23 protein-coding genes are annotated in these 23921 nt (G+C 61.5%); 17 read left to right on the forward strand and 6 right to left on the reverse strand.

Features of this window, described 5'->3' with window-relative positions; translation table 11 throughout:
• Window positions 1–45: 45 nt before the first annotated feature.
• From atpD to ABIE18_RS09665, 5 genes are read left to right on the forward strand one after another with little or no spacing between them, the layout of a single operon-like run.
• Window positions 46–1497, forward strand: coding sequence for a F0F1 ATP synthase subunit beta (gene atpD, locus ABIE18_RS09645; protein WP_431115631.1), 1452 nt, complete (start codon window positions 46–48; stop codon window positions 1495–1497).
• A gap of 1 nt (window position 1498) precedes the next feature.
• Window positions 1499–1783, forward strand: a complete 285-nt coding sequence (locus ABIE18_RS09650) for a F0F1 ATP synthase subunit epsilon (RefSeq protein WP_216923952.1) — start codon at window positions 1499–1501, stop codon at window positions 1781–1783.
• A gap of 10 nt (window positions 1784–1793) precedes the next feature.
• Window positions 1794–2225, forward strand: coding sequence for a DUF2550 domain-containing protein (locus tag ABIE18_RS09655; RefSeq protein WP_224091077.1), 432 nt, complete (start codon window positions 1794–1796; stop codon window positions 2223–2225).
• Between the two features lie 5 nt (window positions 2226–2230).
• The gene (locus tag ABIE18_RS09660; RefSeq protein WP_499722476.1) at window positions 2231–3529 is read left to right on the forward strand and encodes an alpha/beta hydrolase; all 1299 of its coding nucleotides are present in this window, start codon (window positions 2231–2233) and stop codon (window positions 3527–3529) included.
• Window positions 3511–6024, forward strand: a complete 2514-nt coding sequence (locus ABIE18_RS09665; RefSeq protein WP_499722477.1) for a phosphatidylglycerol lysyltransferase domain-containing protein — start codon at window positions 3511–3513, stop codon at window positions 6022–6024. The genes ABIE18_RS09660 and ABIE18_RS09665 overlap by 19 nt, the downstream gene beginning before the upstream one ends.
• A gap of 176 nt (window positions 6025–6200) precedes the next feature.
• Here the strand turns inward: ABIE18_RS09665 and ABIE18_RS09670 are convergent, their stop codons facing one another.
• The 3 genes from ABIE18_RS09670 to nucS form a co-directional block, all read right to left on the reverse strand.
• Window positions 6201–6404, reverse strand: coding sequence for a cold-shock protein (locus tag ABIE18_RS09670; RefSeq protein WP_018776337.1), 204 nt, complete (start codon window positions 6402–6404; stop codon window positions 6201–6203).
• 279 nt (window positions 6405–6683) lie between these two features.
• Window positions 6684–7931 carry an N-acetylglucosamine-6-phosphate deacetylase gene (locus ABIE18_RS09675; protein ID WP_499722478.1) on the reverse strand — a complete coding sequence of 416 codons (1248 nt, stop codon included), beginning with the start codon at window positions 7929–7931 and terminating at the stop codon, window positions 6684–6686.
• Window positions 7932–7990: 59 nt separating this feature from the next.
• A complete protein-coding gene (gene nucS, locus ABIE18_RS09680; RefSeq protein WP_216923947.1) occupies window positions 7991–8686 on the reverse strand; it encodes an endonuclease NucS in 696 nt (231 codons plus the stop codon).
• A 49-nt stretch (window positions 8687–8735) separates the two neighbouring features.
• Between nucS and ABIE18_RS09685 the strand changes: the two genes are divergently transcribed.
• Both ABIE18_RS09685 and ABIE18_RS09690 read left to right on the forward strand, forming a co-directional pair.
• Window positions 8736–9080 (forward strand): Rv1322 family protein, encoded by a 345-nt coding sequence (locus ABIE18_RS09685; protein ID WP_224090942.1) that lies wholly within the window; start codon window positions 8736–8738, stop codon window positions 9078–9080.
• A 32-nt stretch (window positions 9081–9112) separates the two neighbouring features.
• Entirely contained in the window at window positions 9113–9910 is a 798-nt protein-coding gene (locus ABIE18_RS09690) for an alpha/beta hydrolase (protein ID WP_499722479.1), read from the forward strand.
• Window positions 9911–9924: 14 nt separating this feature from the next.
• Here ABIE18_RS09690 and ABIE18_RS09695 read toward each other — a convergent pair whose 3' ends face one another.
• Window positions 9925–11217 carry an AI-2E family transporter gene (locus ABIE18_RS09695; protein ID WP_499722480.1) on the reverse strand — a complete coding sequence of 431 codons (1293 nt, stop codon included), beginning with the start codon at window positions 11215–11217 and terminating at the stop codon, window positions 9925–9927.
• Window positions 11218–11456: 239 nt separating this feature from the next.
• On the opposite strand from ABIE18_RS09695, the gene ABIE18_RS09700 reads away from it, so the two are divergent.
• The 8 genes from ABIE18_RS09700 to ABIE18_RS09735 all read left to right on the forward strand — a co-directional run bounded on the left by ABIE18_RS09700 (window position 11457) and on the right by ABIE18_RS09735 (window position 20937).
• Window positions 11457–13235, forward strand: a complete 1779-nt coding sequence (locus tag ABIE18_RS09700; protein ID WP_499722481.1) for a DUF8094 domain-containing protein — start codon at window positions 11457–11459, stop codon at window positions 13233–13235.
• A gap of 38 nt (window positions 13236–13273) precedes the next feature.
• On the forward strand, window positions 13274–14275 hold the full coding sequence (locus ABIE18_RS09705; protein ID WP_499722482.1) for a co-chaperone YbbN: 1002 nt from the start codon (window positions 13274–13276) through the stop codon (window positions 14273–14275).
• Entirely contained in the window at window positions 14275–15375 is a 1101-nt protein-coding gene (locus tag ABIE18_RS09710; protein WP_499722483.1) for an NADH:flavin oxidoreductase/NADH oxidase, read from the forward strand. Before ABIE18_RS09705 ends, ABIE18_RS09710 begins: the two co-directional genes overlap by 1 nt.
• Window positions 15376–15416: 41 nt before the next feature.
• The gene (locus tag ABIE18_RS09715; RefSeq protein WP_499722484.1) at window positions 15417–16283 is read left to right on the forward strand and encodes an ABC transporter ATP-binding protein; all 867 of its coding nucleotides are present in this window, start codon (window positions 15417–15419) and stop codon (window positions 16281–16283) included.
• Window positions 16265–17836 (forward strand): transporter, encoded by a 1572-nt coding sequence (locus tag ABIE18_RS09720; RefSeq protein WP_499722485.1) that lies wholly within the window; start codon window positions 16265–16267, stop codon window positions 17834–17836. Before ABIE18_RS09715 ends, ABIE18_RS09720 begins: the two co-directional genes overlap by 19 nt.
• 86 nt (window positions 17837–17922) lie before the next feature.
• Entirely contained in the window at window positions 17923–18705 is a 783-nt protein-coding gene (gene nagB, locus ABIE18_RS09725) for a glucosamine-6-phosphate deaminase (RefSeq protein WP_216923939.1), read from the forward strand.
• Window positions 18706–18713: 8 nt separating this feature from the next.
• Window positions 18714–19049 (forward strand): DUF3039 domain-containing protein, encoded by a 336-nt coding sequence (locus tag ABIE18_RS09730; RefSeq protein WP_431120260.1) that lies wholly within the window; start codon window positions 18714–18716, stop codon window positions 19047–19049.
• Window positions 19050–19161: 112 nt separating this feature from the next.
• A complete protein-coding gene (locus ABIE18_RS09735) occupies window positions 19162–20937 on the forward strand; it encodes a DEAD/DEAH box helicase (protein ID WP_499722486.1) in 1776 nt (591 codons plus the stop codon).
• Between the two features lie 6 nt (window positions 20938–20943).
• On the opposite strand, the gene ABIE18_RS09740 is transcribed toward ABIE18_RS09735, so the two are convergent.
• On the reverse strand, window positions 20944–21570 hold the full coding sequence (locus ABIE18_RS09740) for an isochorismatase family protein (RefSeq protein WP_499722487.1): 627 nt from the start codon (window positions 21568–21570) through the stop codon (window positions 20944–20946).
• A complete protein-coding gene (locus ABIE18_RS09745; protein ID WP_431115616.1) occupies window positions 21570–22898 on the reverse strand; it encodes a nicotinate phosphoribosyltransferase in 1329 nt (442 codons plus the stop codon). The genes ABIE18_RS09740 and ABIE18_RS09745 overlap by 1 nt, the downstream gene beginning before the upstream one ends.
• 37 nt (window positions 22899–22935) lie before the next feature.
• On the opposite strand from ABIE18_RS09745, the gene clpS reads away from it, so the two are divergent.
• The gene (clpS, locus tag ABIE18_RS09750; RefSeq protein ID WP_216923934.1) at window positions 22936–23298 is read left to right on the forward strand and encodes an ATP-dependent Clp protease adapter ClpS; all 363 of its coding nucleotides are present in this window, start codon (window positions 22936–22938) and stop codon (window positions 23296–23298) included.
• Entirely contained in the window at window positions 23291–23857 is a 567-nt protein-coding gene (locus ABIE18_RS09755) for a DUF2017 domain-containing protein (RefSeq protein ID WP_442003869.1), read from the forward strand. The genes clpS and ABIE18_RS09755 overlap by 8 nt, the downstream gene beginning before the upstream one ends.
• Window positions 23858–23921 lie beyond the last annotated feature (64 nt).

The following is a 23921-nucleotide window of genomic DNA, read 5'->3' on the forward strand; positions in this document are numbered from 1 at the left end:
CAGATAAACTTAACCCCACGCCATCTACTGAGTGAAGTGAGAGAGATGACTGCCACTGCTACCGAACACGTAGCAACGGCCGGTGCCACCGGCCGCATTGCCCGTGTTATTGGTCCGGTTGTCGACGTCGAATTCCCGGCTGACGCAATCCCCTCGATTTACAACGCTCTGACCACTGAGATCACTCTCAATGGCCAGACCAAGACGATCACGTTCGAGACCTCCCAGCACCTGGGTGACAACCTCGTTCGCGCCATCTCCCTGCAGGCTACCGACGGACTCGTCCGCGGTACCACTGTGCGGGACTCCGGCGCTCCGATCTCGGTGCCCGTCGGCGACGGCGTCAAGGGCCACATCTTCAACGTCCTCGGTAAGCCGCTGGACGTCGAAGAGTCCGAGATCAAGGCTGACGCCTACTGGCCGATCCACCGCAAGGCACCGTCCTTTGCCTCCCTCGAGGGCTCCACGGAGATGCTCGAGACCGGCATCAAGGTTATCGACCTCCTCACCCCGTACATCAAGGGCGGAAAGATCGGCCTGTTCGGTGGCGCTGGCGTTGGCAAGACCGTTCTGATCCAGGAAATGATCACGCGTGTTGCCCGCAACTTCGGTGGTACCTCCGTATTCGCCGGTGTTGGCGAGCGTACCCGTGAAGGTAACGACCTCTGGGTTGAAATGGAAGAGGCCGGAGTTCTCAAGGACACCGCCCTTGTCTTCGGCCAGATGGATGAGCCGCCGGGAACGCGTTTGCGTGTTGCCCTGTCTGCATTGACTATGGCGGAGTACTTCCGCGATGTTCAGAACCAGGACGTGTTGCTCTTCATTGACAACATCTTCCGCTTCACGCAGGCAGGTTCGGAAGTTTCCACGCTGCTCGGTCGTATGCCGTCTGCAGTGGGTTACCAGCCGAACCTTGCTGACGAGATGGGTCTCCTCCAGGAGCGCATCACCTCCACCAAGGGCCACTCCATCACGTCGATGCAGGCTATTTACGTGCCTGCTGATGACTACACCGACCCGGCTCCGGCAACGACGTTCGCACACCTCGACGCGACCACGGAACTTTCCCGTGAAATCGCCTCCCGTGGTCTGTACCCGGCCGTTGACCCGCTGACGTCGACCTCCCGCATCCTGGACCCCCAGTACATCGGCAAGGACCACTACAACACGGCTGTCCGTGTAAAGCAGATCCTGCAGAAGAACAAGGAACTCCAGGACATCATCGCCATCCTCGGCGTTGACGAACTGTCTGAAGAAGACAAGATCGTCGTGTCCCGTGCACGTCGTATCCAGCAGTTCCTGTCCCAGAACACCTACACCGCCAAGCAGTTCACCGGCGTCGAAGGCTCCACCGTGTCCATCAAGGACACCGTGGAAGGCTTCACCGCTATCTGCGACGGCGAGCTGGACCACATCGCAGAGCAGGCGTTCTTCAACGTCGGTGGCCTGGATGACGTCGAGCGCCAATGGGCCAAGATCCAGGAACAGACCAAGTAGTATGGCTGAGCTCGAGGTTGAGATTGTCGCAGCGGACCACTTTGTGTGGTCCGGCGCGGCCAAGATGGTGAAGGCCCGCACCAGCGATGGTGAAATCGGAATCCTGCCGGGCCACTCGCCCCTCCTGGCCATCCTGGCTGAGGGTGAGCTGGCAATCCAGCCGGTTTCCGGTGACCGTATTGCGGTAGTTGTTGACGGTGGATTCTTCTCCGTCGACAACGATCGCGTGGTCATTGTTGCTGACAACGCCCAACTGGGCGAAGCGGCTACAGCGGGGATCCGATAGCACGACCTTGATGGACGATTCCCTTATTCCGTTCATCGCCCTGGCAACGGCGTTTGCGTTGCTGATTTTTTCACTGTGCCTTTTCGGGGTGCGCCGCTTCAATCTGCGGCGCGCCCTGGGCACGGTTGACGCCTCCATTTGCACGGCTGGAAACAGCTGGCAGATGGGGGTTTGTCGTTATCAGGACAATGAACTTGAGTGGTTCCGCTTGATGTCCCTGAGCGTGATCCCGAAACATAGATACAAACGCAGTTCGTTGGAGCTGCTTGGCCGGCGCCAACCTACAGAGGATGAGCTCGTCAAGGTGCAGCCTGGCGTCGTCGTGGTTGAACTCCAATATGAAGGTAAGAAGTTCATGCTTGCCATGAACTTCGATGCCTACGCCGGCCTTTCCTCCTGGCTAGAGGCCGGACCTGTCATCGGCGTCGGAACCTGGCGTTAGGCCCCATGGATTTTCTTCTGGACATCAGCCTTGTTGATGGACCATTCCTGTGGTTGAGCATTATCGGCGGTGTGGCGGGAGCGGCGTACCTTCTGTGGAGGCGTCAGCGTTTCTGGCCACTGGCCGTCGCAGCCTGCGTGGCGGGTGGCGTTGTGGTCGTGGCGCTGGCCCACTGGGTCCTGGTTGATCTGATGGCCATCTTCTCGGAAAATCTTCCCTTTGAGACCCTGGCGTGGTCGGTTCCGGCTGTGGCGGCAGCTTTGCTGTTCGCGACGCGATTTCCCCGCGCCACCTGGAAAAGTCGTGCCGGCGGTCTGGCAGCGATGCTGGGCGTAGTTCTCTTGAGCGTCGTCCAAGTCAATGTGTACTTCGGACTGAACAACACAGTGGCGGACCTTCTTGGTACGGCCGTCGCCCGTATCCAGCCATTGGAGGGCAGCCTTCAACGCGCTCCGGACAGCAAGCCGGGACCTGCGCCGTCGGCTTGGAAAGCTCCTGAGTCAATGCCGCGGGGCGGCATCCTCCGGAAGGCTCAAATCCCGGGAAACGCATCGGGCTTCACAGCACGTGAAGCCTACATCTACCTGCCTCCGGCCTATCAAACCGCAGCACGGCCAAGCTTGCCGGTGCTGGTGCTCTTCTCAGGCCAACCCGGTGGCCCCGCCGACTGGTTAACCGGGGGCCAACTCCGTGCGCAACTGGACAGGTTCGCTGAAGCCCACGGCGGCATCGCCCCCGTCGCGGTCGTGGTGGACCCAAACGGCTCGGGAAGCGCCAACACCCTATGCATGGACAGCCGCATCGCGCAGGCTGACACCTACCTCTCCGAGGACGTACCTGCCTGGATCAGCTCCACCTTGGAAGTTTCAAACGATCACCGACTGTGGGCAGTTGGTGGTTTTTCGTTCGGCGGTACATGCGCGGTACAGATGGGAACAAAGCATCCCGAATTGTTCACTTCGATAGTGGGTTTTTCCGCTGAGCGGGAGCCGTCGCTGGCGAAGGACCGGAATAAGACGATCGCAGACTCGTTCGACGGCGACGTGGCCGCTTTCGAGTCAAGGACCCCATTGTTTTTGATGCAGCAGCGGGATTACGCAGGCAATGGCCTGTACTTGGCGGCAGGCGCCACGGACACCGAGTTCACCGACTACATGCACGTTCTTGCTGACGCTGGAACCGCAGCGGGATTTACCACCCAGGCACACTCCATCCAGCGCGCCGGCCACTCGTGGGATGCTGTGGTCCGGGGTATGCCTGATGCCCTGGATTTCTTGTCTTCCCGATGGGGAGTAGTCCAGTGAGCCTTGCCCTGAAAGGCGTCGTGCAGCCCGTCTTGAGGCAAACGGCCAAACATCTCCGTGCAACTCCCTTCACCACCCTCGTGCTTGCGTTGTTCGTAGCCGTGTCCATTGCGTCCGGAAGCATCCTTGGGGGTCCTGCAGAATCATTGCTGCCTGTGGCGGGCGTGACCCTGGCCGGGCTGCGGTCGGGGGAGTGGTGGTCTATCTGGACGTCATTGTTCTTCACTACCAACTTGCTGGCGTTCGTCACCGCAGCGCTCATGATCCTGTTCCTGTTGGGGCTCGCAGAGCGGCGCTTCGGCTTCTTCCGGACGGCCGGAGTCTTCCTGGGCAGCCAGTTTGCATGCGTTGCGGCCTTCCTCCTGGTCACCCAGGTGGCGCGGTACCTGGATGACGGTTGGATTTCCAGGATGGTGGATACCCGGCTGATAGGACCCTATGGTGCCTTGATCGCCACAGCGCTTGCAGCCAGTGCCTTGCTGCCAACGCTTTGGCAACGACGATTGAGGACCGTGGTCCTCTCCCTTTCCCTGCTGCTGGTGCTGTACATCGGACACGCCGAGACCCTGATGGGGCTTGTGGGAGCCTTGTTGGGCCTGGGGGCTGCGTGGTGGACCCAGAGCAGCCAGGGACACCTTCACTTGCACCGCTCCACGGGCCGTGAGGTCCGGAACCTGCTGGCCCTCACCATGGCCATTTTCGCTGCCGGCCCCATTCTGACCGCTGCGGCCAAGAGCCCTTCGGGACCTCTGGCCTTGCTGCGGGATGTCATCCTGAACCCGCTCCCCACGCTGAGTCAACTGGAAAGCAATTGCGGCGGGACCATTGACGTGGTTTGCCTCGAGCTAAGCCGTCAGGGCTACACGGGGCCCTTTGGCCTGGCACTTGCTGTTGTGCCCGTGGTGTTGCTGCTCATTTGTGCCGACGGCATGCGACGTGGACGGCGCCTGGCACTGGGGATAGCGATCGGTGTCCAGTTGGTTGTCGTGGCCCTTTCGACCGTCTACTTGAGCCTTTTCGCGGGCATTCCCATGCCCCCGGGGCGTCAAGCGGCGATGTTGAACCCGGCAGTTGTGCATCTGATCCCCTTGGTCTTGGTTCCGCTGACCCTGGCGGTCCTCTTGTTCGCTTATCGTGGACACTTCCGTGTCGAATCCTCTGCCCGTTTGCGGCGGCGTGTCTTTTGGCTGGTTGGCCTCACAGGCGGGTCCCTGGCGCTTGCATACACCGCCGTGTGGCTGGCTTCGGGCGGCATGACGCGCGACGGCGGCTTGCTGGGTTTGGGTGCAGAGCTCGCCCGGCAGTACCTGCCGGTTCCGTTGCCCAGCGTGTACCGCAAGGTGTTTGCTGAGCGCGACGCTTTTGAAGTCTTTCTGTTCTCCTACTCCGGGACCGTCTTCTGGCTTGTGGCGTTGATTGGAGTCTGGATACTCCTCATCCGAGGCCATCATGCCGCTGGCCTGGATCATCAAGGGCGGGACCGCGCACGTGAGCTGGTGAAAGCCGGAGGTGATTCGTTGTCGTGGATGGCGCTGTGGGAGCCGAACAAATATTGGTTCAATCCTGGCGGCACGGGGGCAGTGGCATACCAGCAGCACGGCCATGTGGCCCTGACATTGGCGGGTCCTGTGGGGGCAGGGGAGCACCATGCAGTGACTGCTGGAGGATTCCTTGATTTCTGCTCCCAGCATGCCTTGATACCTTGCCTCTACTCATGCACAGATGAGTTGTGGCCCATGCTTCAGGCCCGCGGTTTTCGAAGGGTTGCTGTCGCGCAGGAAACCCGGCTGAGGGTCAGGGGTTTGGAGTTCCGCGGCAAGGAGTGGCAGAACGTCAGGACATCCCTCAACCGGGCAGCAAAGATGGGCATCACCGCCACATGGGGCCGGTATGACGGACTGCCCCATGCTCTGCGTGCGCAGGTGGGCGAGGTGTCCGAAGAGTGGGCTGCGCAAAAACGCGTACCTGAAATGGGATTCACGTTGGGTGGTCTGGATGAGCTTGAAGATCCTGACGTGTTGTGCTGCGTGGCCACTGATGCAGAAGGGTTCGTTTATGGGGTCACCAGCTGGCTTCCTGTCTACCGGAACGGCAGTGTTGTCAGCTGGACTTTGGACTTCATGCGTCGCCGCGGCGATGCCTTCCCGGGAGTGATGGAATTCCTGATTGCCTCGGCCATCCTCCATCTCAGGGAGTCGGTGGAGGTTATCTCGCTCTCCGGTTCGCCGTTGGCGCGGGAGAAGGACGAGATTGATCAGCAGGCCGAGGGACTTGCCGGCATGCTGGACCTGGTTGGACAGGCCCTGGAGCCTGTCTATGGTTTCCGATCCCTGGCTTCCTTTAAGTCACGTTTCCAACCCGACTACCGAACTTTGTACATGTATTACCAGGAGCCGTTGCACCTGCCGGCAATAGGCAGGGCGCTGAGCCGCGCATACCTTCCGGGATTGTCTGTGCGACAATCTGCCAGACTACTGCGAACACTGGTTGCTTGAATTGACAACGCCTATTCTCAGAAGCCGTTTAGCATTTCTTCACGGTTTGTAACAAGAGTTGTCGAAATATCAGACATTTCATCCAGCATTCTGGCTGTTAAACACGTTGATCCCGGCTGGAAAGCCGGGACCAACGCATTTGTTGAAACTGCAACAAACAAAATCAACAGGTAAGACTAGACGACCGTAACGCCGGTTGCCTGGGGGCCCTTGGCGCCCTGACCGATCTCGAACTGAACGCGCTGGTTCTCATCGAGGGTCTTGAAACCACCGGTCTGGATCTCAGAGTAGTGAACGAAAACATCCCCATCCGAGTCATCCGGGGTGATGAAGCCGAAGCCCTTTTCAGCGTTGAACCACTTGACGGTTCCCAGTGCCATGTATTTCTCCTCATTATGGAACATCAGTCCGATACACCTCGTACCGGCCCTTGTTACTCCGCGAGAAGATCCGGATTCCGTCCAGGCTTGGCCTGTCCGGTTTCGCAGGAGCTTCACGCTCGCAACTCGTCTTGCGAGCATGAAAACCACCTACACAAAGACTGCTACAACACTTTCATGTGCCGTCCCGGAGGTCAACGGTCTTTAAGGCAATTCGGGAAAATTTTCGGTAAAAAGAAGGTAACGCGGACAACCGCAATTCACCGTGGTCTGATTGTCCTAAGCCAGCCACTGTCCGTTACGCATGACTGCAGTAAGGCCGAGTTCCTGATCGGTAGTAACAACGTCAGCGCGAAGGCCGCGACGCAATCCACCGACCTCGTCAGAGAGTCCAAGAATGGCTGCGGGCACTGCAGTCGCCGAACAAATGGCGTCCGGAAGGGCGACGCCGGCCGCCACTGTCTTGCGGACCACTTCCAGGAGCGTGGCGGTGCCCCCTGCAATGGAACCAGTGGCATCCAGGGTTGCCACGCCATTGCTGACGGTCACCGGCGAAGGCCCGAGCATATAGTTTCCGTCCGAAAGCCCCGCAGCGGCCATTGAATCGGTGACCAGGAGAATGTTGCCGGCGCCCACCAACTGAAAGACAGTAGCCACGGTGCTGGGGTCCAAATGGGTGTCGTCGGCGATGAGTTCCACTACCGCTTTTCCCGCCTGGGCGGCCCGCAAGCAAGCAGCAACGGGGCCTGGCGCGCGGTGGTGCATTGGTGGCATCCCATTGAAAAGGTGCGTCACCGTCGGCAGCGAGCTGACGCCGTCGAACCCTGCTGATTCCAGTCCCTCGCGGGCGGCGGCCAACGAAGCAGCGGCAGTGGCGTCGTCGCAATCGGTGTGACCCAACGATGGCGTCACGCCGTGGAAGGTCATTAAGTCCACCAAGGCAGCGGCCCCCGGCAATTCCGGGGCATACGTCATAGTGGCAAGTTTGCCGGCGGCAGCGCCCACGAGTTCGTTCATGAGGTCCAGGTCCGGCTCCAGCAGGTAGTCCGGGTTCTGCGCGCCGCATCGTGCATGGGAGAGGAAGGGTCCCTCCAAGTGGATGCCGGCCACAAGACCTTCGTCGACGAGCTTCACATAGAGTTCGATCCCGCGAAGGAGGTCCTCGCGGGGCGCCGTAACCATGCTCGCGAGGAAAGTTGTGGTGCCGGAGCGGTGCAGGAACTCGACTGCTCTACGGGCCGAGGCCTCCTCCCCGCCTGGAAAGTCACCACCATTTCCGCCGTGGCAGTGGACGTCTACCAAACCGGGGAAGATGAAGTGGCCGCTGGGCGCGCCGATGCGTATGGCGTGCCCGAAGCCTTCAAACTCATCCGCGTCAAAGCCGTCCGCCGGCCCTGCGTAGGCGATGCGGTCGCCGTCGATGGCCAGGAGGCCGTCTTCCACCACCACGCCGTCACTTACGAGTGTTCCCGTGAGGATTTGTTGGCTGGGCGCGGAAGAATGGGCGAAATGGTCTGCGGCAGTCATGACTCTGATTCTAGTGGCCTGCGGTTCCCCCAGAGGGAGAGAGCGAGAACAGGAAAGAATCAGAAGAGTCGGGACTCGCTGTCATCCACGCCGCGCATGGCGTCATAGTCCAGCGTTATGCAGTCAATTCCGCGGTCGTTGGCCAGGACCTTGGCTTGGGGCTTGATCTGCTGGGCTGCAAAAATCCCACGGACCGGCGCCAGCAGTGGATCCCGGTTCAGCAGTTCCAGATACCGCGTCAGCTGCTCGACGCCGTCGATGTCGCCGCGCCGCTTCAGCTCAATCGCCACCGTGGCGCCGGTTGCGTCCCGGGCAAGGATGTCTACGGGGCCGATGGCGGTGAAGTACTCCCGGCGGATGAGTGAGTATCCGGTCCCGAGGGTCTCGATCTGTTCTGCCAGCAGGCGTTGCAGGTCAGCTTCCACGCCGTCCTTGATCAATCCGGGATCAACACCCAGATCATGCGAGGTGTCATGCAGTTGCTCGTAGATGTTGATAATGAGCCGGTCATCGGTCTTGGCCGACTGCACGGTCCACTGCTCAACCACGCCCTCTTCCACTTCGGTTTCCTCAGGGGAAGTTACGCGCAGCGTGGCCGGTGGGCTCATCCAGTTCAACGGCTTGTACGAGCCGCCGTCGGAGTGCACCAGCACCGAGCCGTCGGCCTTGACCAGCAAGAGCCTGGTGGCGAGGGGGAGGTGGGCCTTGAGACGGCCAACATAATCAACAGAACAACGGGCTATGACGAGTCGCACCCGCCTTACCTTACCCGGTGGCGGCCGGTCGCTGGGGCAGAATGGAATCATGCCCCGTTCGAACCGCCCTCGTCGCAACGCCGCCAGCACACGTTCGAACAAACCTGCCGGCAAGTGGGCAGACGAGGCCCCGGAACTGGATCTGGAAAGGGCAAGGGCGGGGATTGCGCGCAGGGAAAGCGCCCCGGATGGTGACTGGATGGTGCGTACCATGACGGCGCGGAAGGCGGAGAAGCAGTACATCTGCCCAGGCTGCTCGACAGCCATCCTCCCGGGTATCGCACATCTGGTGGTGTGGTCGGACAATCACCTCTTTGGCGAAGCCGCCGGACTGGCCGAGCGCAGGCATTGGCACACCAACTGCTGGACGTCACGAACCTACCGGTATCGCTGACCAGTCCCGCTGGTTCCCTTAGGCTTGGAGGCATGACTTTCGACCCCGCCTCGTTCGTTTTCACTGCGCAGGATGCTCCCTCGGCGATCCGGGCCTCCACCGTCCTTCCCGCGCGTCGGGAGAATGTGGAATTCACCACGGAAGACGGAAAACTCCTGCTGGGCGAACTCGCCTTACCGGAGTCGGGGGAGATTACCGCAACGTTGATCACCCTCCATCCGCTGCCGACCCATGGCGGCTTCATGGACTCCCATGTCTACCGCAAGGCTTCCTACAGGCTGCCGGCGCTGGCAGGTGTGGCGGTCCTGAGGTTCAATACCCGTGGCACGCACTCGCCGCGCGGTACCAGCCAGGGCCAGTTTGAAGAGGGCATCGGTGAGCGTTACGACGTCGAAGCAGCCGTCCGTTTCGCCGTTGAGCGCGGCCTGCCGAACCGGTGGTTGGTGGGTTGGTCGTTCGGGACGGAACTGGCGCTGATGTACGGCGCAGTTGAACCTGTGGCGTCGCAGATCGAGGGCGCGATCCTCCTGTCTCCTCCACTCCACCGCGCAACGGACGTCCACCTCAAGGAGTGGGCAGCCTCCGGCAAACCGCTGACCGTGTTGGTTCCGGAACACGACGATTACCTTCGACCCGCGGAGGCAGCCCAACGCTTCAGCCTGGTACCTCAAGCCCGGCTGGTGGGCGTCGATGGCGCCAAGCACCTGTGGGTGGGGGAGAAGTACGCAGCGCGTGTCCTGGACGAAATCGTCGACGACGTCACTCCGGCAGGTGCCGGCGTGGACGGTCTGCCACGTGAGTGGGCGGGCCCGGTCGCCAACGCGGCATGAGTAGACGGGGAAAATCAGTGCCTGTCTTGGCGCATAATGAAGACTTCCTTGATCAGCAGCATGATGGCCGCCGCTGTCGGAATGGCAATCAACGCACCCAGGACACCCAGCAGGCTTCCGCCGGCGATAACTGAGATCACGGCCACCGCGCCCGGCACGGCCACTGCCCGCTGCATGATACGGGGCGAGATGAAATAGGCCTCGAACTGCAGGTAGGCAAAGTAGGCGATCGCGTAGATCACGGCTGTTTGCCAACCGGCTGTGAGCGCCACGAGGATAACCACCACGGCGGCGATCATGCCGCCAACCAGCGGGATGAAGGCCAACAGAGCCACCACGAAGGCAAGCAGGACGCTGAACGGAATGCCGAGGATGCTCATGACGATGAAGGCAAAGAATGCGTTCAGCAGGGCGACGCAGGCCTGGCCAATCACGTAGTTGCCTACTGAGTCGGTAATCGCTTCCGAAAGTGCCTCGACGCGGGGGCGGCGCGACCTCGGTGCCAGGCGGTAGGCCCATTTCTTCATGGATGGCAGGGCAGCCAGGAAGTACAGGCTAAGCACCAGCACAATCAGCGTGCCGAACAATCCGTTGGCCACAGTGGAACCGAAGCCCACCACGCCGCCGAAGATGCCACCCATGGCTTCGGGATCCTTGACGAACTTGTCCAGCTCGGTAGTGATGCGGTCGCGAATGCCGAACTGGCTGTCCACGGTCCGGAAGAAATCCGAGTCGAGGAAGCCCCGTATCCAGTCCGGCGCCTGCCTTACGATCTCGGAAACCTGTTCCACGATGGTGGGAATCAACGTTGCAAAGAACCCGGCAACCGCAAGGACCAGGACAGAGACAGATATCAGGATGCCGCCAGGGCGCGGGACCTTTCGGCTCTCAAGCCATCGGACTACCGGATCCAGCCCGAGGGCGATGAAGAGCGCGGCAACAATCCATAGGATCAGCTGGGTGGTATTGCTTGCGATGTAAAAGACCAGCAGGGCCACGCCGACCCCGGCCGTGCCCATGAAGCCCACATATAACGGGTGCTGGGATGACATACGGGGACCAGGAGCACCGAAATCGTTGTCCTCGTCGGCCTGGATGCCCTCCGCTGCGGCAACGGCCTCGTCCTCGGGCGGCATCTCAAAACGGACCCGGGTGCGGGCTCCCGGAATGGGTTGCCTCAGCTTGCGGGCTATTGCGGCCAGGCGTCCGGTGCGTACCGGAACAGTAGCGGAGGTCCCATCCGCGGGGGCGTCCACCACAGTTGACCCTGACTCATCGATGGGACGGGGCTCCAAGTGGTCTTTCACGCGGTTCTGCTGCCTTTTCTACGATGTTGCACTTTTTGTCTACGTTATTGGTTAAATGCGGTGGTGACGCTGCGATTACAGACGCTGGTGGCCCGGTTATCATGATCATCGCCACACTATCAGGAGCCCGGAATCCGGCCTTAGCGGCGCCATTGCAGGGAAGAAGACGTCTCCGTCGGGATGGGCCGATCTGACTCTTTGATAACAAAACGGTTACCCTTGAAGTTCAACGACCGCTGATGATAGGTGATCCTGTGCGTTTGAAGACTGCAGCCTTGCTGGTGCTGCTGGGCCTGCTGACGATGCTGGCCGGCATTGGCCAGCTGACTTTCTGGGCCCCCGCCGAGACCGTGACGGCCTCGGTTCCCAGTGGCACAAAAGCTGCCCCGCTGACCGTGATCGACCAAAAGTTGATCGCCCTCCATGACGGGCCGGTGAAGATCAAGATCCAGGGTGAAGGCAACTTCATCGTCGCTACGGGCCGCCCGGACGACGTCGAAGCCTGGGTTGGGAAAACTGCCCACAACACCCTGACTGGAGTCTCCCAGGACCAGAAGTCCCTTGAGGTGGCCTCCACTGACGGCGAGGCAACTGCTCCCTCTCCTGTTGGTTCGGATTTGTGGGTTAACACAGAAGACGCCAGCGGAGAGCTGGACTACACCTGGAACCCGCCTGCTGGAGGCGAGTGGTCCCTCCTGGTAGCCAGCGACGGAACCAAGCCTGCGCCGTCGTCAATCTCGATGACTTTCCCCAATAACGCAACCACGCCATGGGCTGTGCCGCTCATCGTGCTTGGCATTATCATCATGCTTGCCGGAGTAGCCCTCCCGTTCATTACCAAGGCCATCAGCAACCGCCGCAAGGGCGATGAGCACCGCGAGGATGATGACTTCGGTGGACCGCATAGTGGCGGGGAAACCACCTCCCTGCCCGTTCAGGCGCCGCCCGGCAAAGCTGATGGTCGCCGGGGCGCTGGAGCAGAAGGCACAAGCCTGCGCATTACTGCCGTTGCCGCGGCGCTCGCTGCCGCGCTTGTGGGAAGTTCGGCGATCGCTGCCCAGGCAACGTCCACCCCTACGCCTTCGAACACTTCCAGCCCCTCTTCTTCCGCTTCGACGGAAGGGGACGCAGCACCTGTGATGCTCGAATCGCAACTGCAGCGCATCCTGGAGCAGGTTGCCAGCACTGTGGACGCAGCGGATGCCGCCAAGGATGCTGTAAAGCTCGCGCCGCGGGTGGACAAGATGGAACTCCAGGTCCGCACCCAGAACTACAAGATCCGCTCCACGGTGTCTGCTTACGAGCCCCGCATGCCGGTTCGTGCCACCAAGCTCCAGAGCAGCGTCATCAGTACCAAGCGCGACTGGCCCCGTACCGTCTTTGCCTTGACCCAGGGCGAGGGTAACGTTGTGCCCCAGGTCCTGACGTTGGTTCAGCTCTCACCGCGGGAAAACTACAAGCTCTGGGGCAGCGCTCCGTTGCAGCCGGGCACCAACTTCCCGTCGTTCCCCGTTCCCCGTGACGGAACCGCTCCTGCAGCAGCTGATGATAAGACCGGGCTGGCATACAGCGGCAACGAAGCCTTGGGAATCCTTGGCGAGATGCTGACAACTCCTGACTCGCCCAACAGGAGCAAGCTGGCTGATGGTCAATCCTCGCCGTACATCGCCGGTGCCCTTGCCTACCAGGCAGACACCGTGAAGAACGGGACCAGTGCCAACTTCAAGTTCTCCCACACCCCCGTGAACAACCAGACCGTGGTGCTGCGGACAGCTGATGGCGGCGCCCTGGTTGTGGGACGCCTGGACTTCGCGTTCGAAGGGACGCCGAAAGCGGCAGGGGACAAACTCATTCTTGAGGACGACTCCGCTGTCTTCGCCGGCGGCAAGGAAACCACCACCGGCATGGTCCTGAACTTCGCCGAGTCCGTGGCGGTTTACATTCCGCCGGCAGGTTCGGCTGATCCCATGAAGCTTGTAGCGGCTACCCGGGGACTCGTGGGAGCCAGCTTCAAGTAGGACATGCCCTTGGCAAGGCAGCGGCTAGAGTGGACGGTATGAGTTCGCCCGGATACCGACCCACTCCAGCCGCTGCCAGCCAGCTCAACCTGCGCGGCGCCGTAGACCTCTCGTCGTTGCGCCGGCCCGCCGCCCCGCCCCAGTCGCCGCCCACAGGCGTGCCGACCGATTCCGGTAGTCCGGAATCGGGTGAATCAGGCGGTGCCGAATCGGGACGTGCGCCCCTTCGCGTGGACGCCACCGAAACCAATTTCCAGGATCTGGTGCAGTTGTCCGCCCAGATACCTGTGCTCTTCCTTCTCTGGTCACGCTATGCAGCCGAATCTCCGGCCGTCCTTGACGCCGCCCAACGCGTGGTCGAAAGCTACGGCGGCCGGTTGGTTCTTGCTGCCGCTGACGTGGATACGTTCCCTCAACTGGCACAGGCCTTCCAGGTCCAGGCTGTACCTGCGGCAGTCGCCGTCGTCAAAGGCCAGCCCGTCCCGCTTTTCCAGGGTCCTGCCGACGACGAGCAGATCCGTAGCCTCGTTGATGAACTGCTCAAGGTGGCAGCGGCCAATGGCGTCACCGGGAGCATCGGCGATGCTGCGCCGGAGGGCGAAGCGGAACCAGCACCGCTACCTCCCCTCCACCAAGCAGCCATCGATGCTATCGATGCCGGAGACTACGCGGGGGCTGCCGCGGCCTATAAGCAGGCACTACTGGAAATGCCTGCAGACGCCGACGCCAAGGCAGGCTTGGCCCAGGTGGAGCTGATGGCCCGGCTTGAGAAGATCTCAGCTGCCGAAGCTGAAAACCTCCGGGAGCTGGCCGCCCAGGAGCCCGATAATGTGCAGGCCCAGTTGGGCGTGGCCGACCTCGACATCTCCGGTGGGCACATCGAGGATGGATTCAACCGCATCATTGCCTTCATCGGCCGGAATTTCGGTCCCGAGCGCGAGACCGCCCGTCTACGCCTGCTTGAACTTTTCGAGGTAGTGGGCACGTCGGATGAGCGGGTGGCCAAAGCCCGTCAAGGACTTGCGAGGGTTCTGTTCTAGTGCCCTCGGCGCTGTTTACGCCCCTGCAGCTCCGTTCGCTGAGCATCGCGCACCGTGGGTGGGTTTCACCCATGTGCCAGTACAGTTGCACCCCGGAAACGGGTGAAGGCGTACCCAACGACTGGCATTTGATGCACCTCGGATCCTTTGCCGCCGGTGGTGCTGCATTGATCCTGAGTGAAGCTGCTGCGGTGAATGCCTCCGGCCGGATCAGCCCCAGGGACGCCGGACTGTACTCCGATGAGCAGGCAGCTGGCTGGGAGCGGATTGTCCACTTCGTTCACCAGCACGGCGCCGTCGACTGCAGGATCGGCGCCCAGCTCGCGCACGCCGGGCGTAAAGCGTCGACTTACTGGCCGTTCTCGGACCGGAACGGTTCCGTTCCAGCATCCGACGGCGGCTGGGTCACTTTTGGTCCTGCCCAGCAGCCCTACGACGGTTATGCAGCGCCGGAAGCCATGAGCGAAGAAGACATCCAGGGAGTCATTGCAGACTTTGCAGCTGCGGCCGCCCGGGCTGTGGCGATCGGGTTTGACACCGTGGAAATCCACGGTGCACACGGGTATCTGCTTCACCAGTTCCAAAGCCCCCTTATCAACACCCGAACGGACAAGTGGGGTGGCACAGAGAATGGGCGGAACCGGTTGATGCTCGCGGTCGTGGACGCCGTGAGGGAGGTCATTCCGGATTCCATGCCACTGTTGTTGCGGATTTCCGCAACTGATTGGGCTGAAGGGGGAGTGGATGTTGATGCCTCTGTCCGCCTGGCCAAGGCCGCATCCGAACGCGGTGTCGATCTCGTGGACGTCTCCAGCGGTGGGGCTGTAGCCCATCAGCAGATCAGGCCCGCTCCCGGGTACCAGGCTGGATTCGCGGAACAAGTAAAACGCGACGCCGGTGTACTCACCGGTGCGGTGGGCCTGCTCACAAGTGCCACCCAGGCCGAGGATATCGTGGCGAATGGACGTGCGGATGCGGTCTTCATGGCACGGGCAGCGCTGCGCGATCCGCACTGGTGGCTCAGGGCGGCTTATGAGCTCGGACACGAAATTTCCTGGGTTCCGCAGTACCAGAGAGCCATACCCCGCCACGGCTTCTAGCACGTCCCGGCACCACTGGAAGCCGGGGCTAGGCTGGAGCCATGACGGAACCGCGCCATGAACCACTTTCCCAGCCATCCCACATTCGCCAGCCAGCACCGCAAGAATCTGCGGTTGAACCCGGGCTGTCAGCAGACCCGCACACGGACCTGCCAGTATCGGCTCTGTCCATCCGCGGCCTGGCCAAGCGGTTCGGTGGAAAGATCGCCGTCGATGGCGTGAGCCTTGAGGTTCCTGTGGGTTCTTTCTATGGAATGGTGGGCCCGAACGGTGCCGGCAAGACCACCACATTGTCGATGGCCACTGGACTGCTGCGGCCGGACTTTGGCACGGCGTTGGTCCACGGGGTGGATGTTTGGGCACGGCCGCTGGAGGCCAAGAAGCTTATGGGTGTGTTGCCGGATGGTGTCCGTTTGTTTGACCGGCTGACCGGGGAACAGCTGGTCACCTACGCGGGCCTGCTCCGTGGCATGGACCGGGACGTGGTTCGCCCGCGGGTATCCGAACTGTTGGCCGCCTTGGACCTTGAAGCCGATGCCGGATCTCTGGTGGTCGATTATTCGGCAGGTATGACCAAGAAGATTGCGTTGGCTTCGGCGTTGATCCATGCTCCCCGGCTGCTGGTCTTGGACGAGCCCTTTGAATCGGTGGACCCTGTATCGGCGGCTAACATCAGGGGCATCCTTGAGAGCTACGTATCTTCCGGAGGTACGGTCATCGTCTCCAGCCACGTCATGGACCTCGTGCAGCGCATGTGCAGCCATGTGGCAGTTGTGGCAGCAGGACGCGTCCTCGCAGCGGGGTCCGTGGATGAAGTCCGGAACGGTTCCACACTGGAGGAACGTTTTGTGCAATTGGTAGGCGGCGGGCACCGGACGGAGGGGCTGGAGTGGTTGCGCACCTTCTAAGCCTTAAATGGCGGTTGCTCCTCAATGGCTTCAAGCGCAGCCCGGCGCAGCTCGTCGGGATGGGCATCGGGTTGTTGTACGCGCTGGGAATCATGGTCCTGTTGATTGGAGCCTTGATTGCCCTGCGTTGGGCGGACGCTGAAATCGCCCATACCGTGGTGGTGTTGGGCGGTGCTGCAGCGCTGCTTGGCTGGGCAGTGGTTCCCCTTCTTGCATCCGCAGCCGACATGACGCTGGATCCCGCCCGCTTCACCACGTCTGCGATCCCACCCCGCCAGCTTCTCACCGGCCTTGCCCTGGCAGGTTTCATCGGGATCCCGGGCCTCGCCACAGCCCTTACCGCGCTTGCCACAGTTGGCACGTGGTGGCGCAGTTTTCCAGCGGTGGCGGGTGCGTTGCTGGGCGCCGTTCTTGGGGCCTTGACCTGCATCGTGTTGTCCAAAGTAGTGACGACGGCGACTGCCGGCCTGGCGTCGTCCCGCCGTTTCAAGGACGTCAGCAGCCTCGTCTTTTTCATCCCGCTCATGCTGATGGGTCCCATCATCGTGGGTATAGTCGACGGAGTTCGTGGCACGGCGGATTATCTCCCTGCGCTTGCCCGTACAGTCTCTTGGACCCCTCTTGGCGCGGCCTGGTCCCTGGGTGGTGACCTTGAGGCTGGAGACGTTGCTTCCGCCGGACTTAAACTCCTCATTGCCGCGGCAACTGTTTCCGGATTGCTGCTTTGCTGGCACATGTTGCTGCAACATGCTTTGGTGACGCCGCCGTACGCCGGAGGTTCGGCCAAGAAGGGCGGAAAGCGTGGGCTGTTCGATGTCTTGCCAGGAACCCCGGCTGGCGCGGTTGCTGCCCGCGCCTTGATTTATTGGATGAAAGACCCCCGTTACGCGGGCTCGCTGGTGGTGGTTCCACTGTTTCCTGTGATCTTCTTCTTCAGCGGGAGCCAAAGCGGCGATTACGGCATGCTCATGCTTCTTGGGCCGCTGACGGCGTTTGTCATGGCGTGGTCCATCTGCGCTGATGTTTCCTATGACAACACCGCTTTTGCCCTCCACCTGGCATCCGGTGTAAGGGGTGTGGATGACCGACTGGGGCGTGCCATCGCGTGCCTGACCATTTCCCTGCCTCTTGTGCTTCTCTTTTCCATCGGTCCGTTCTTCGTTACTGGTGCCTGGGCGTGGGCTCCGAACCTGATCGGCCTGTCGCTGGGTACGTTGTTCACTGGCTTGGGGTTGTCCTCCGTGATCTCCGCGCGATACAACATCGCCGTGCCCTTGCCCGGTGACAGCCCGTTCAAGAAGCCTCCGGGCAACGTTGCCCAGACACTTGCCGTGCAGATGATAGGCATGGGTGTCCTTGTTCTTTTGCTCCTCCCGCAGCTTGCGCTCATGGGAGCCCAACTGTTTACCGGCAGCGTTGTCCCCGGCTGGATTAATCTGGTGGTGGGTCCACTTGTGGGCATGACTCTTTTCGTTGTCGGGGTGCGCCTGGGCGGTAAATGGTTGGATGCGCGGGGCCCGGAGATGTTCGCACAGCTCAGTGTGAACCGCTAACCCCGTAACAACCATGGCAAGCTCATGGGACATGGGATAACCTCGTCTCAATACCGCGCAATTCCTACACAAGAAAGGCAGTGACGATGGAAGTTGTCATTCTCCCTGGCACCAAACAGATTGGCGCACTGGCGGCAGATGCCATCGAAGCCCTTGTGCGCCGCAAGCCGAACGCCGTGTTGGGTTTGGCCACGGGCTCGTCTCCGCTGCCGATCTACGACGAATTGGCCCGGCGCTACGAAGCCGGGAGCGTGGACTTCAGCGAGGCACATGGATTTGCCTTGGACGAATACGTCGGACTTGAGGCCGGGCATCCGGAGTCCTACCGCGAGGTGATCCGGCGCGAGTTTACCAACCGGGTGAATATTAAGCCTGAGAATGTGCATGGCCCGGACGGTGCCGCCGAGGATCTGGAAGCAGCCTGCCAGGCCTACGAGGATGCAATCAAGGATGCCGGCGGCGTGGACCTCCAGATTCTGGGCGTGGGCACAGACGGCCACATTGGATTCAATGAACCCGGTTCATCGCTGGCGTCCCGCACCCGGATCAAAACGCTGATCGAGCAGACGCGCAAGGACAACGCCCGCTTTTTCAACAGCATCGACGACGTCCCGCACCATGTAGTCACCCAGGGTTTGGGCACCATCATGGATGCCCGCCACGTCATCCTGGTGGCTACGGGCGCACAAAAAGCCCAGGCAGTGCGGGACTTCGTCGAAGGACCGGTAGCCGCCATTTGCGCTGCATCCGTCCTCCAGATGCATCCTCACGCCACAATATTGGTGGACGAAGCCGCGGCGTCGTCGCTGAAATTGGCCGATTACTACCGCCACACCTATGACAACAAGCCGGAGTGGCAGGGTCTGTAGACGGTAAGATGGATGCCATGACTACGCTTCCTCCGGATCCATTCGAAAACGACCCCATGCGCGAGCTTTCCGGAGCCGGAACGTCCACATCCACCATTGAGCGCGAGGAAACGCGCCAGGAAGTGGAGCCCGGCGACCGCGAGCGGTTCTCGCACTATGTTCGCAAGGAAAAGATCATGGAGTCGGCAATGACCGGCGAGCCCGTCATTGCCCTCTGCGGCAAAGTCTGGACGCCGGGGCGCGATCCCCAGAAGTTCCCGGTCTGCCCGGAGTGCAAGGAGATCTATGAGGGTCTCCGTCCCGGCAAAGACGGTGGAGACAGCGGCCCGGGCAACTCCAAGTAGTGGCTGGGAAGAGAACACAGGTCCCTTCCGATCGTGACCGCAATGCGGTCCGCTGCCGCGTGCCCGGAGAACCGGGGCTAATTTTCGCTGCCATCAGGCCGGGGGAGTCCGCATGACAGAAACATTATTTGGTGGTCCGTCCCTGCCTCCCGCGTACCCTGAACGCGCCGCGTGGGGCACAGCCCCCAAGCTGCGCGCCTGGCAGCAGGAAGCCCTGGACCTCTACATGGCCAGGCATCCAAAGGATTTCCTGGCCGTGGCTACGCCTGGCGCCGGTAAGACTACCTTTGCCTTGCGGATTGCCACCACGCTGCTGGACAGCGGCGTTGTTAACAGGATCACTATCGTGGCGCCCACGGATCACTTGAAGCGGCAGTGGGCTGACGCTGCTGCCCGGGTGGGCATTGCCATTGACCCCAATTTCAAGAATTCCGATGGCCAGCATGGCCGTGGATTCGTTGGTGTCGCTGTGACATATGCCCAGGTGGCGAGCAAGCCGATGCTGCACCGCGCCAAAACAGAAGCCGCCCGGACGCTGGTCATCCTGGACGAAATCCACCACGGTGGAGAGGCCCTGTCCTGGGGAGATGGCTTGCGCGAGGCCTTCGATCCAGCGGCAAGGCGCCTTTCCCTGACCGGAACGCCGTTCCGTTCAGATACCTCACCCATTCCGTTCGTGGAATACGCCGAGGACCGCGACGGTATTCGACGCTCCAAAGCCGATTACACGTATGGCTACGGCAATGCCCTCCGGGACCACGTGGTGCGTCCCGTGCTTTTCATGGCCTACTCAGGCCAGATGCGCTGGAGGACCAGTGCAGGTGACGAAATGGCCGCCTCCCTCGGGGAAGCGGCTGTGACCAAGGACATCACGTCACAGGCGTGGCGTACGGCGTTGAACCCTGCCGGCGAATGGATCCCGGCTGTCCTTGCCGCCGCGGATAAACGCCTTAGCGAGGTTCGCCGGACAGTCCCGGACGCCGGTGGGCTGGTTATCGCCACGGACCACGACGACGCCCGCGCGTACGCAGGGCAGCTAAAGAAGATCACCGGGCAATCGCCCACAGTCATTCTTTCTGATGACTCGAAGGCTTCCAGCAAGATCGAGGACTTCTCCGCGGGAGACAAGCGGTGGATGGTCGCCGTCCGAATGGTCTCCGAAGGCGTGGACGTTCCTCGCCTCTCGGTGGGCGTCTACGCTACGTCCACGTCCACGCCGCTGTTTTTTGCCCAGGCCGTAGGCCGGTTTGTGCGTGCCCGCAAAAGGGGCGAGACGGCGTCGGTCTTCCTGCCGTCAGTGCCACCCCTGATGGTGCTGGCCAACACCATGGAGGCCGAGCGCGACCACGCTCTTGACCGCCCGGAAAAGGATGAGGACGGACTTTTCAGCCCTGAAGAGAACCTCATGGCCGAGGCGAACCGCGAGGACAAGGCTTCGGACGAGCTCACCAAGGGCAAGTTCGAAGCTCTCGACTCGCAGGCTTCCTTTGACCGCGTCCTTTTCGACGGCGGTGAATTCGGTACGGGAGCGGACATCGGCTCTGATGACGAGTTGGACTTCCTCGGCATTCCCGGGCTTCTCGATGCCGAGCAAGTAGGTACGTTGCTGCGTCAGCGACAGCACGAGCAGCAATCGCGCAAGAAACGCAAGTCGCCCTTGGCTGCCGCAGCTTCACCGGCCGTACCCGACCACCGTATGCTCATGGACTTGCGCAACGAACTGGCCAAGAACGTAGCCGCCTGGTCTGCCCGGACAGGCACACCGCACGGGGTGGTGCACACCAAACTGCGCGAACTATGCGGTGGACCTGCTGTAGCCCAGGCGAACGAGGAACAACTTCAGGCGCGGCTGCGCAAGTTGCAGGATTGGTTCATCGGCCGAAAGTAGCCGGACCTAGCTGCGTTCGACCTCGACGCCGGCGGCTTCCATTTCGTCGAAGGTGTCAGTGAGGTCCTCGGCGATTCCCGCTGTCAGATCCGCAATGACCGTAGTGGCGTACCCGGCCTGCACGGCGTCAAGGGCCGTTGCCTTGACGCAGTAGTCCGTGGCGATGCCCACGACCACCACCTCTTCGACGTCGTGGCTTTGGAGCCAGTCATCGAGGCCGATGGCATCTTCATCCAGGACCTCGGAGACGGCGGAGCCGGCTTTGAGATCCCCGGAAGGGACGTCGTCTTCCGGGGCAAGGACGCCCTCAAAGCCGGAGTAGGCCGCTGTGTACTGTCCTTTACGGAAGTAAGCCTGGATGTATTCCGGGTCCAGGTCCTCGTGGAGTTCAGCTCCTTTGGTCCGGGCCCGGCAATGCGGCGGCCAGGAATCCACCATGTCCGGCTCATCGGAGAAGTGGCTTCCCGGTTCGATGTGCCAATCCTGGGTGGCCACGATGTGGTCGAAATGCTGTTGGTTTGCATCCACGTACTCGGTGATGGCGCCGGCAACTGCAGCGCCTCCTTCGACGGAGAGGCTACCGCCTTCGCAGAAGTCGTTCTGGACATCGACGATGATCAGGGCCCTGGACATCAGTTCTCCTCGTAGATGGTGGGGATGGCGGCCTCGCCGCGCTGCAGGCGGTTCACTACGGCAGGCAATTCGGCCATGCTGGCGGCGTGCCGTTCTTTGGCGCGGATCACGCCTTCGGGGCCCGTCCAGCCGGGCAGGAGTTCACCATTCTTGATGAACTGGTGCAACAACGAACGGTCGTTTCCGTCGTCCTCCGGTCGGCGACCTATTCCAACGATCTCCTGCGTTGCCCTTCCGTGTTCGTTGAGTTTGCGCAGGGCGTACTTGCGTCCACCCACGCTGGCCTTGTTCTTGGCTGCTTTCGCAACGGAGATGAACTCGCCGGCGTCATTTGTCCTGCTCACCAGTTTGTACACCATGCTGGCGGTGGGAGCGCCGGAGCCCGTCACCAAGGACGTGCCAACCCCGTAGGAGTCAACCGGGGCGGACTGGAGGGCGGCTATGGCGAATTCGTCGAGGTCCGAGGTCACAACTATTCGGGTGTTCACGTTTCCAAGGTCATCCAACAGTTGCCGGACCCACTGCGCCTGGGCAATCAGGTCGCCCGAGTCCAAGCGGACGGCGCCCAGTTTGTCCCCTGCGAGTTCGACGGCGGTCCGCACCGCTGTTTCGACGTCGTACGTGTCCACCAGCAGCGAGGTTCCCGGGCCGAATGCGGCGATTTGCGCTTCGAAGGCCTCGCGTTCGGTGTCGTGGAGGAGCGTGAAGGAGTGTGCCGCAGTGCCAACGGTTTTGATGCCGTAACGTCGTCCGGCCTCAAGGTTGGAGGTGCTGGCGAAGCCGGCGATCACGGCGGCGCGGGCAGCCGCCGTCGCGGATTCTTCCTGGGTGCGCCGGGAACCCATTTCGATGCATGGCCGGCTACCGGCCGCCGACGTCATCCTTGATGCGGCAGAAGCGATGGCGCTGTCGTGGTTCAGGACGGAGAGGATGTAGGTCTCCAGGATGCAGGCTTCGGCGAACGTGGATTCAACGATGAGGATGGGGGAGTTGGGGAAGTAGGCGTCGCCTTCCGCGTAGCCCCAGATGTCTCCATTGAATTTGTAGTTGGCCAGGTAGTCCAGTGTTTCCTGGTTGACCACCTTGTTCTGCTCAAGGAACGCGAGCTCGGCTTCGCCGAAGCTGAAGTCGGCGATTCCTTCCAGGAGGCGGCCGGTTCCGCCTACCACGCCGTAGCGGCGGCCGTCCGGCAGGCGCCGGGCGAACGCTTCAAACACTGAGCGGCGATGGGCAGCCCCGGAGTGCAGGGCGGCCTGGAGCATCGTCAACTCGTAGTGGTCGGTGTACAAGGAAGTGGCGGGATGGTCCCAAGACGTGGCTCTACTCACGAATTCACTCTAGTGCGAGCCGCCATAGAATGGACAGATGACCCCTAGCGTTGCATTTGGCACGGACATTGATGAGCGGACGGAAGCCGTAGAGCAGACGTCCACCGATGTCCTGACTGCCCCGGACATCCCTTGGAATTTGGTGATCTGGAATGATCCCGTCAACCTCATGAGTTACGTCAGCTATGTGTTCCAGAGTTACTTCGGCTACTCCGAGTCCAAGGCACACAAGCTCATGATGGAGGTCCACAGGAAGGGCCGCTCCATCGTGGCGCATGGCAGCAAGGAACAGGTTGAGCAGCACGCAGTAGCCATGCACGGCTTTGGCCTGTGGGCCACCGTGGAGAAAGCAGCAAGCGGAAACGAAGCACCCGGGAAGGGCGGCCGCCAGCGTGGCTAAGGCATTCAAATACGGACTCAAGGGAATCACCGGCTACCTCGAGCCTGCCGAACGGGATCTTTTACGGGGGCTGCTGGACGACGTCATCTCGATGCTGGAGTCCGATGCCAGGGAGAACGAGGACCCGCTGGCCGCCTTGATCGGCTTGGACATGGACGTGAAGCAACCGAGCGATCGCGCCTTGCTGCGGCTTTTGCCAAATGTCATGAAGGACGACGACGGCGGCTCGCTTGAGTTCCGGCAATTGACCGAACGCTCGGTGCGCGAAAACAAGATTGGCGCGTTGAAGGCCACAGCGATGGGTCTGGACAAGGACGATCTTGTACTGACCCCGGAGGACGCAACGCGCTGGTCCATGGCCTTGAATGATGTTCGCCTGGTATTGGCCGAACGCCTGGACATCCGTGACGAAGCGGACGCCGAGCACATCCACAGCATGCAGGACTGGAGCCAGGCGGAGGACGTGGAGAGTTACCTGGCGTTGGTCTACAACTTCACCACCTGGCTCCAGGAGTCGTTGGTGCAATCGATGATGGCGGCCAGGCAGGCAAAATCCTGATCAGGAAGGCCATCGCCGGGCCCGCCTATGTGACACATCAGACACGAGGCGGAGGCCACAGGTA

This window comes from Arthrobacter sp. 2762, from assembly GCF_040548745.1.
In the GTDB taxonomy this organism is placed as follows: Bacteria; Actinomycetota; Actinomycetes; order Actinomycetales; family Micrococcaceae; genus Arthrobacter.

What these genes read in the sequence shown, in the direction of transcription:
- ABIE18_RS09730 (WP_431120260.1), top strand. Translation starts at nt 18,714, where the DNA reads ATGGATGCCATGACTACGCTTCCTCCGGATCCATTCGAAAACGACCCC.
- atpD (WP_431115631.1), top strand. Translation starts at nt 46, where the DNA reads ATGACTGCCACTGCTACCGAACACGTAGCAACGGCCGGTGCCACCGGC.
- ABIE18_RS09660 (WP_499722476.1), top strand. Translation starts at nt 2,231, where the DNA reads ATGGATTTTCTTCTGGACATCAGCCTTGTTGATGGACCATTCCTGTGG.
- ABIE18_RS09655 (WP_224091077.1), top strand. Translation starts at nt 1,794, where the DNA reads ATGGACGATTCCCTTATTCCGTTCATCGCCCTGGCAACGGCGTTTGCG.
- clpS (WP_216923934.1), top strand. Translation starts at nt 22,936, where the DNA reads ATGACCCCTAGCGTTGCATTTGGCACGGACATTGATGAGCGGACGGAA.
- ABIE18_RS09675 (WP_499722478.1), bottom strand. Translation starts at nt 7,931, where the DNA reads ATGACTGCCGCAGACCATTTCGCCCATTCTTCCGCGCCCAGCCAACAA.
- ABIE18_RS09690 (WP_499722479.1), top strand. Translation starts at nt 9,113, where the DNA reads ATGACTTTCGACCCCGCCTCGTTCGTTTTCACTGCGCAGGATGCTCCC.
- ABIE18_RS09705 (WP_499722482.1), top strand. Translation starts at nt 13,274, where the DNA reads ATGAGTTCGCCCGGATACCGACCCACTCCAGCCGCTGCCAGCCAGCTC.
- ABIE18_RS09670 (WP_018776337.1), bottom strand. Translation starts at nt 6,404, where the DNA reads ATGGCACTGGGAACCGTCAAGTGGTTCAACGCTGAAAAGGGCTTCGGC.
- ABIE18_RS09665 (WP_499722477.1), top strand. Translation starts at nt 3,511, where the DNA reads ATGGGGAGTAGTCCAGTGAGCCTTGCCCTGAAAGGCGTCGTGCAGCCC.
- ABIE18_RS09715 (WP_499722484.1), top strand. Translation starts at nt 15,417, where the DNA reads ATGACGGAACCGCGCCATGAACCACTTTCCCAGCCATCCCACATTCGC.
- nagB (WP_216923939.1), top strand. Translation starts at nt 17,923, where the DNA reads ATGGAAGTTGTCATTCTCCCTGGCACCAAACAGATTGGCGCACTGGCG.
- ABIE18_RS09740 (WP_499722487.1), bottom strand. Translation starts at nt 21,570, where the DNA reads ATGTCCAGGGCCCTGATCATCGTCGATGTCCAGAACGACTTCTGCGAA.
- ABIE18_RS09650 (WP_216923952.1), top strand. Translation starts at nt 1,499, where the DNA reads ATGGCTGAGCTCGAGGTTGAGATTGTCGCAGCGGACCACTTTGTGTGG.
- ABIE18_RS09735 (WP_499722486.1), top strand. Translation starts at nt 19,162, where the DNA reads ATGACAGAAACATTATTTGGTGGTCCGTCCCTGCCTCCCGCGTACCCT.
- ABIE18_RS09700 (WP_499722481.1), top strand. Translation starts at nt 11,457, where the DNA reads ATGATAGGTGATCCTGTGCGTTTGAAGACTGCAGCCTTGCTGGTGCTG.
- ABIE18_RS09685 (WP_224090942.1), top strand. Translation starts at nt 8,736, where the DNA reads ATGCCCCGTTCGAACCGCCCTCGTCGCAACGCCGCCAGCACACGTTCG.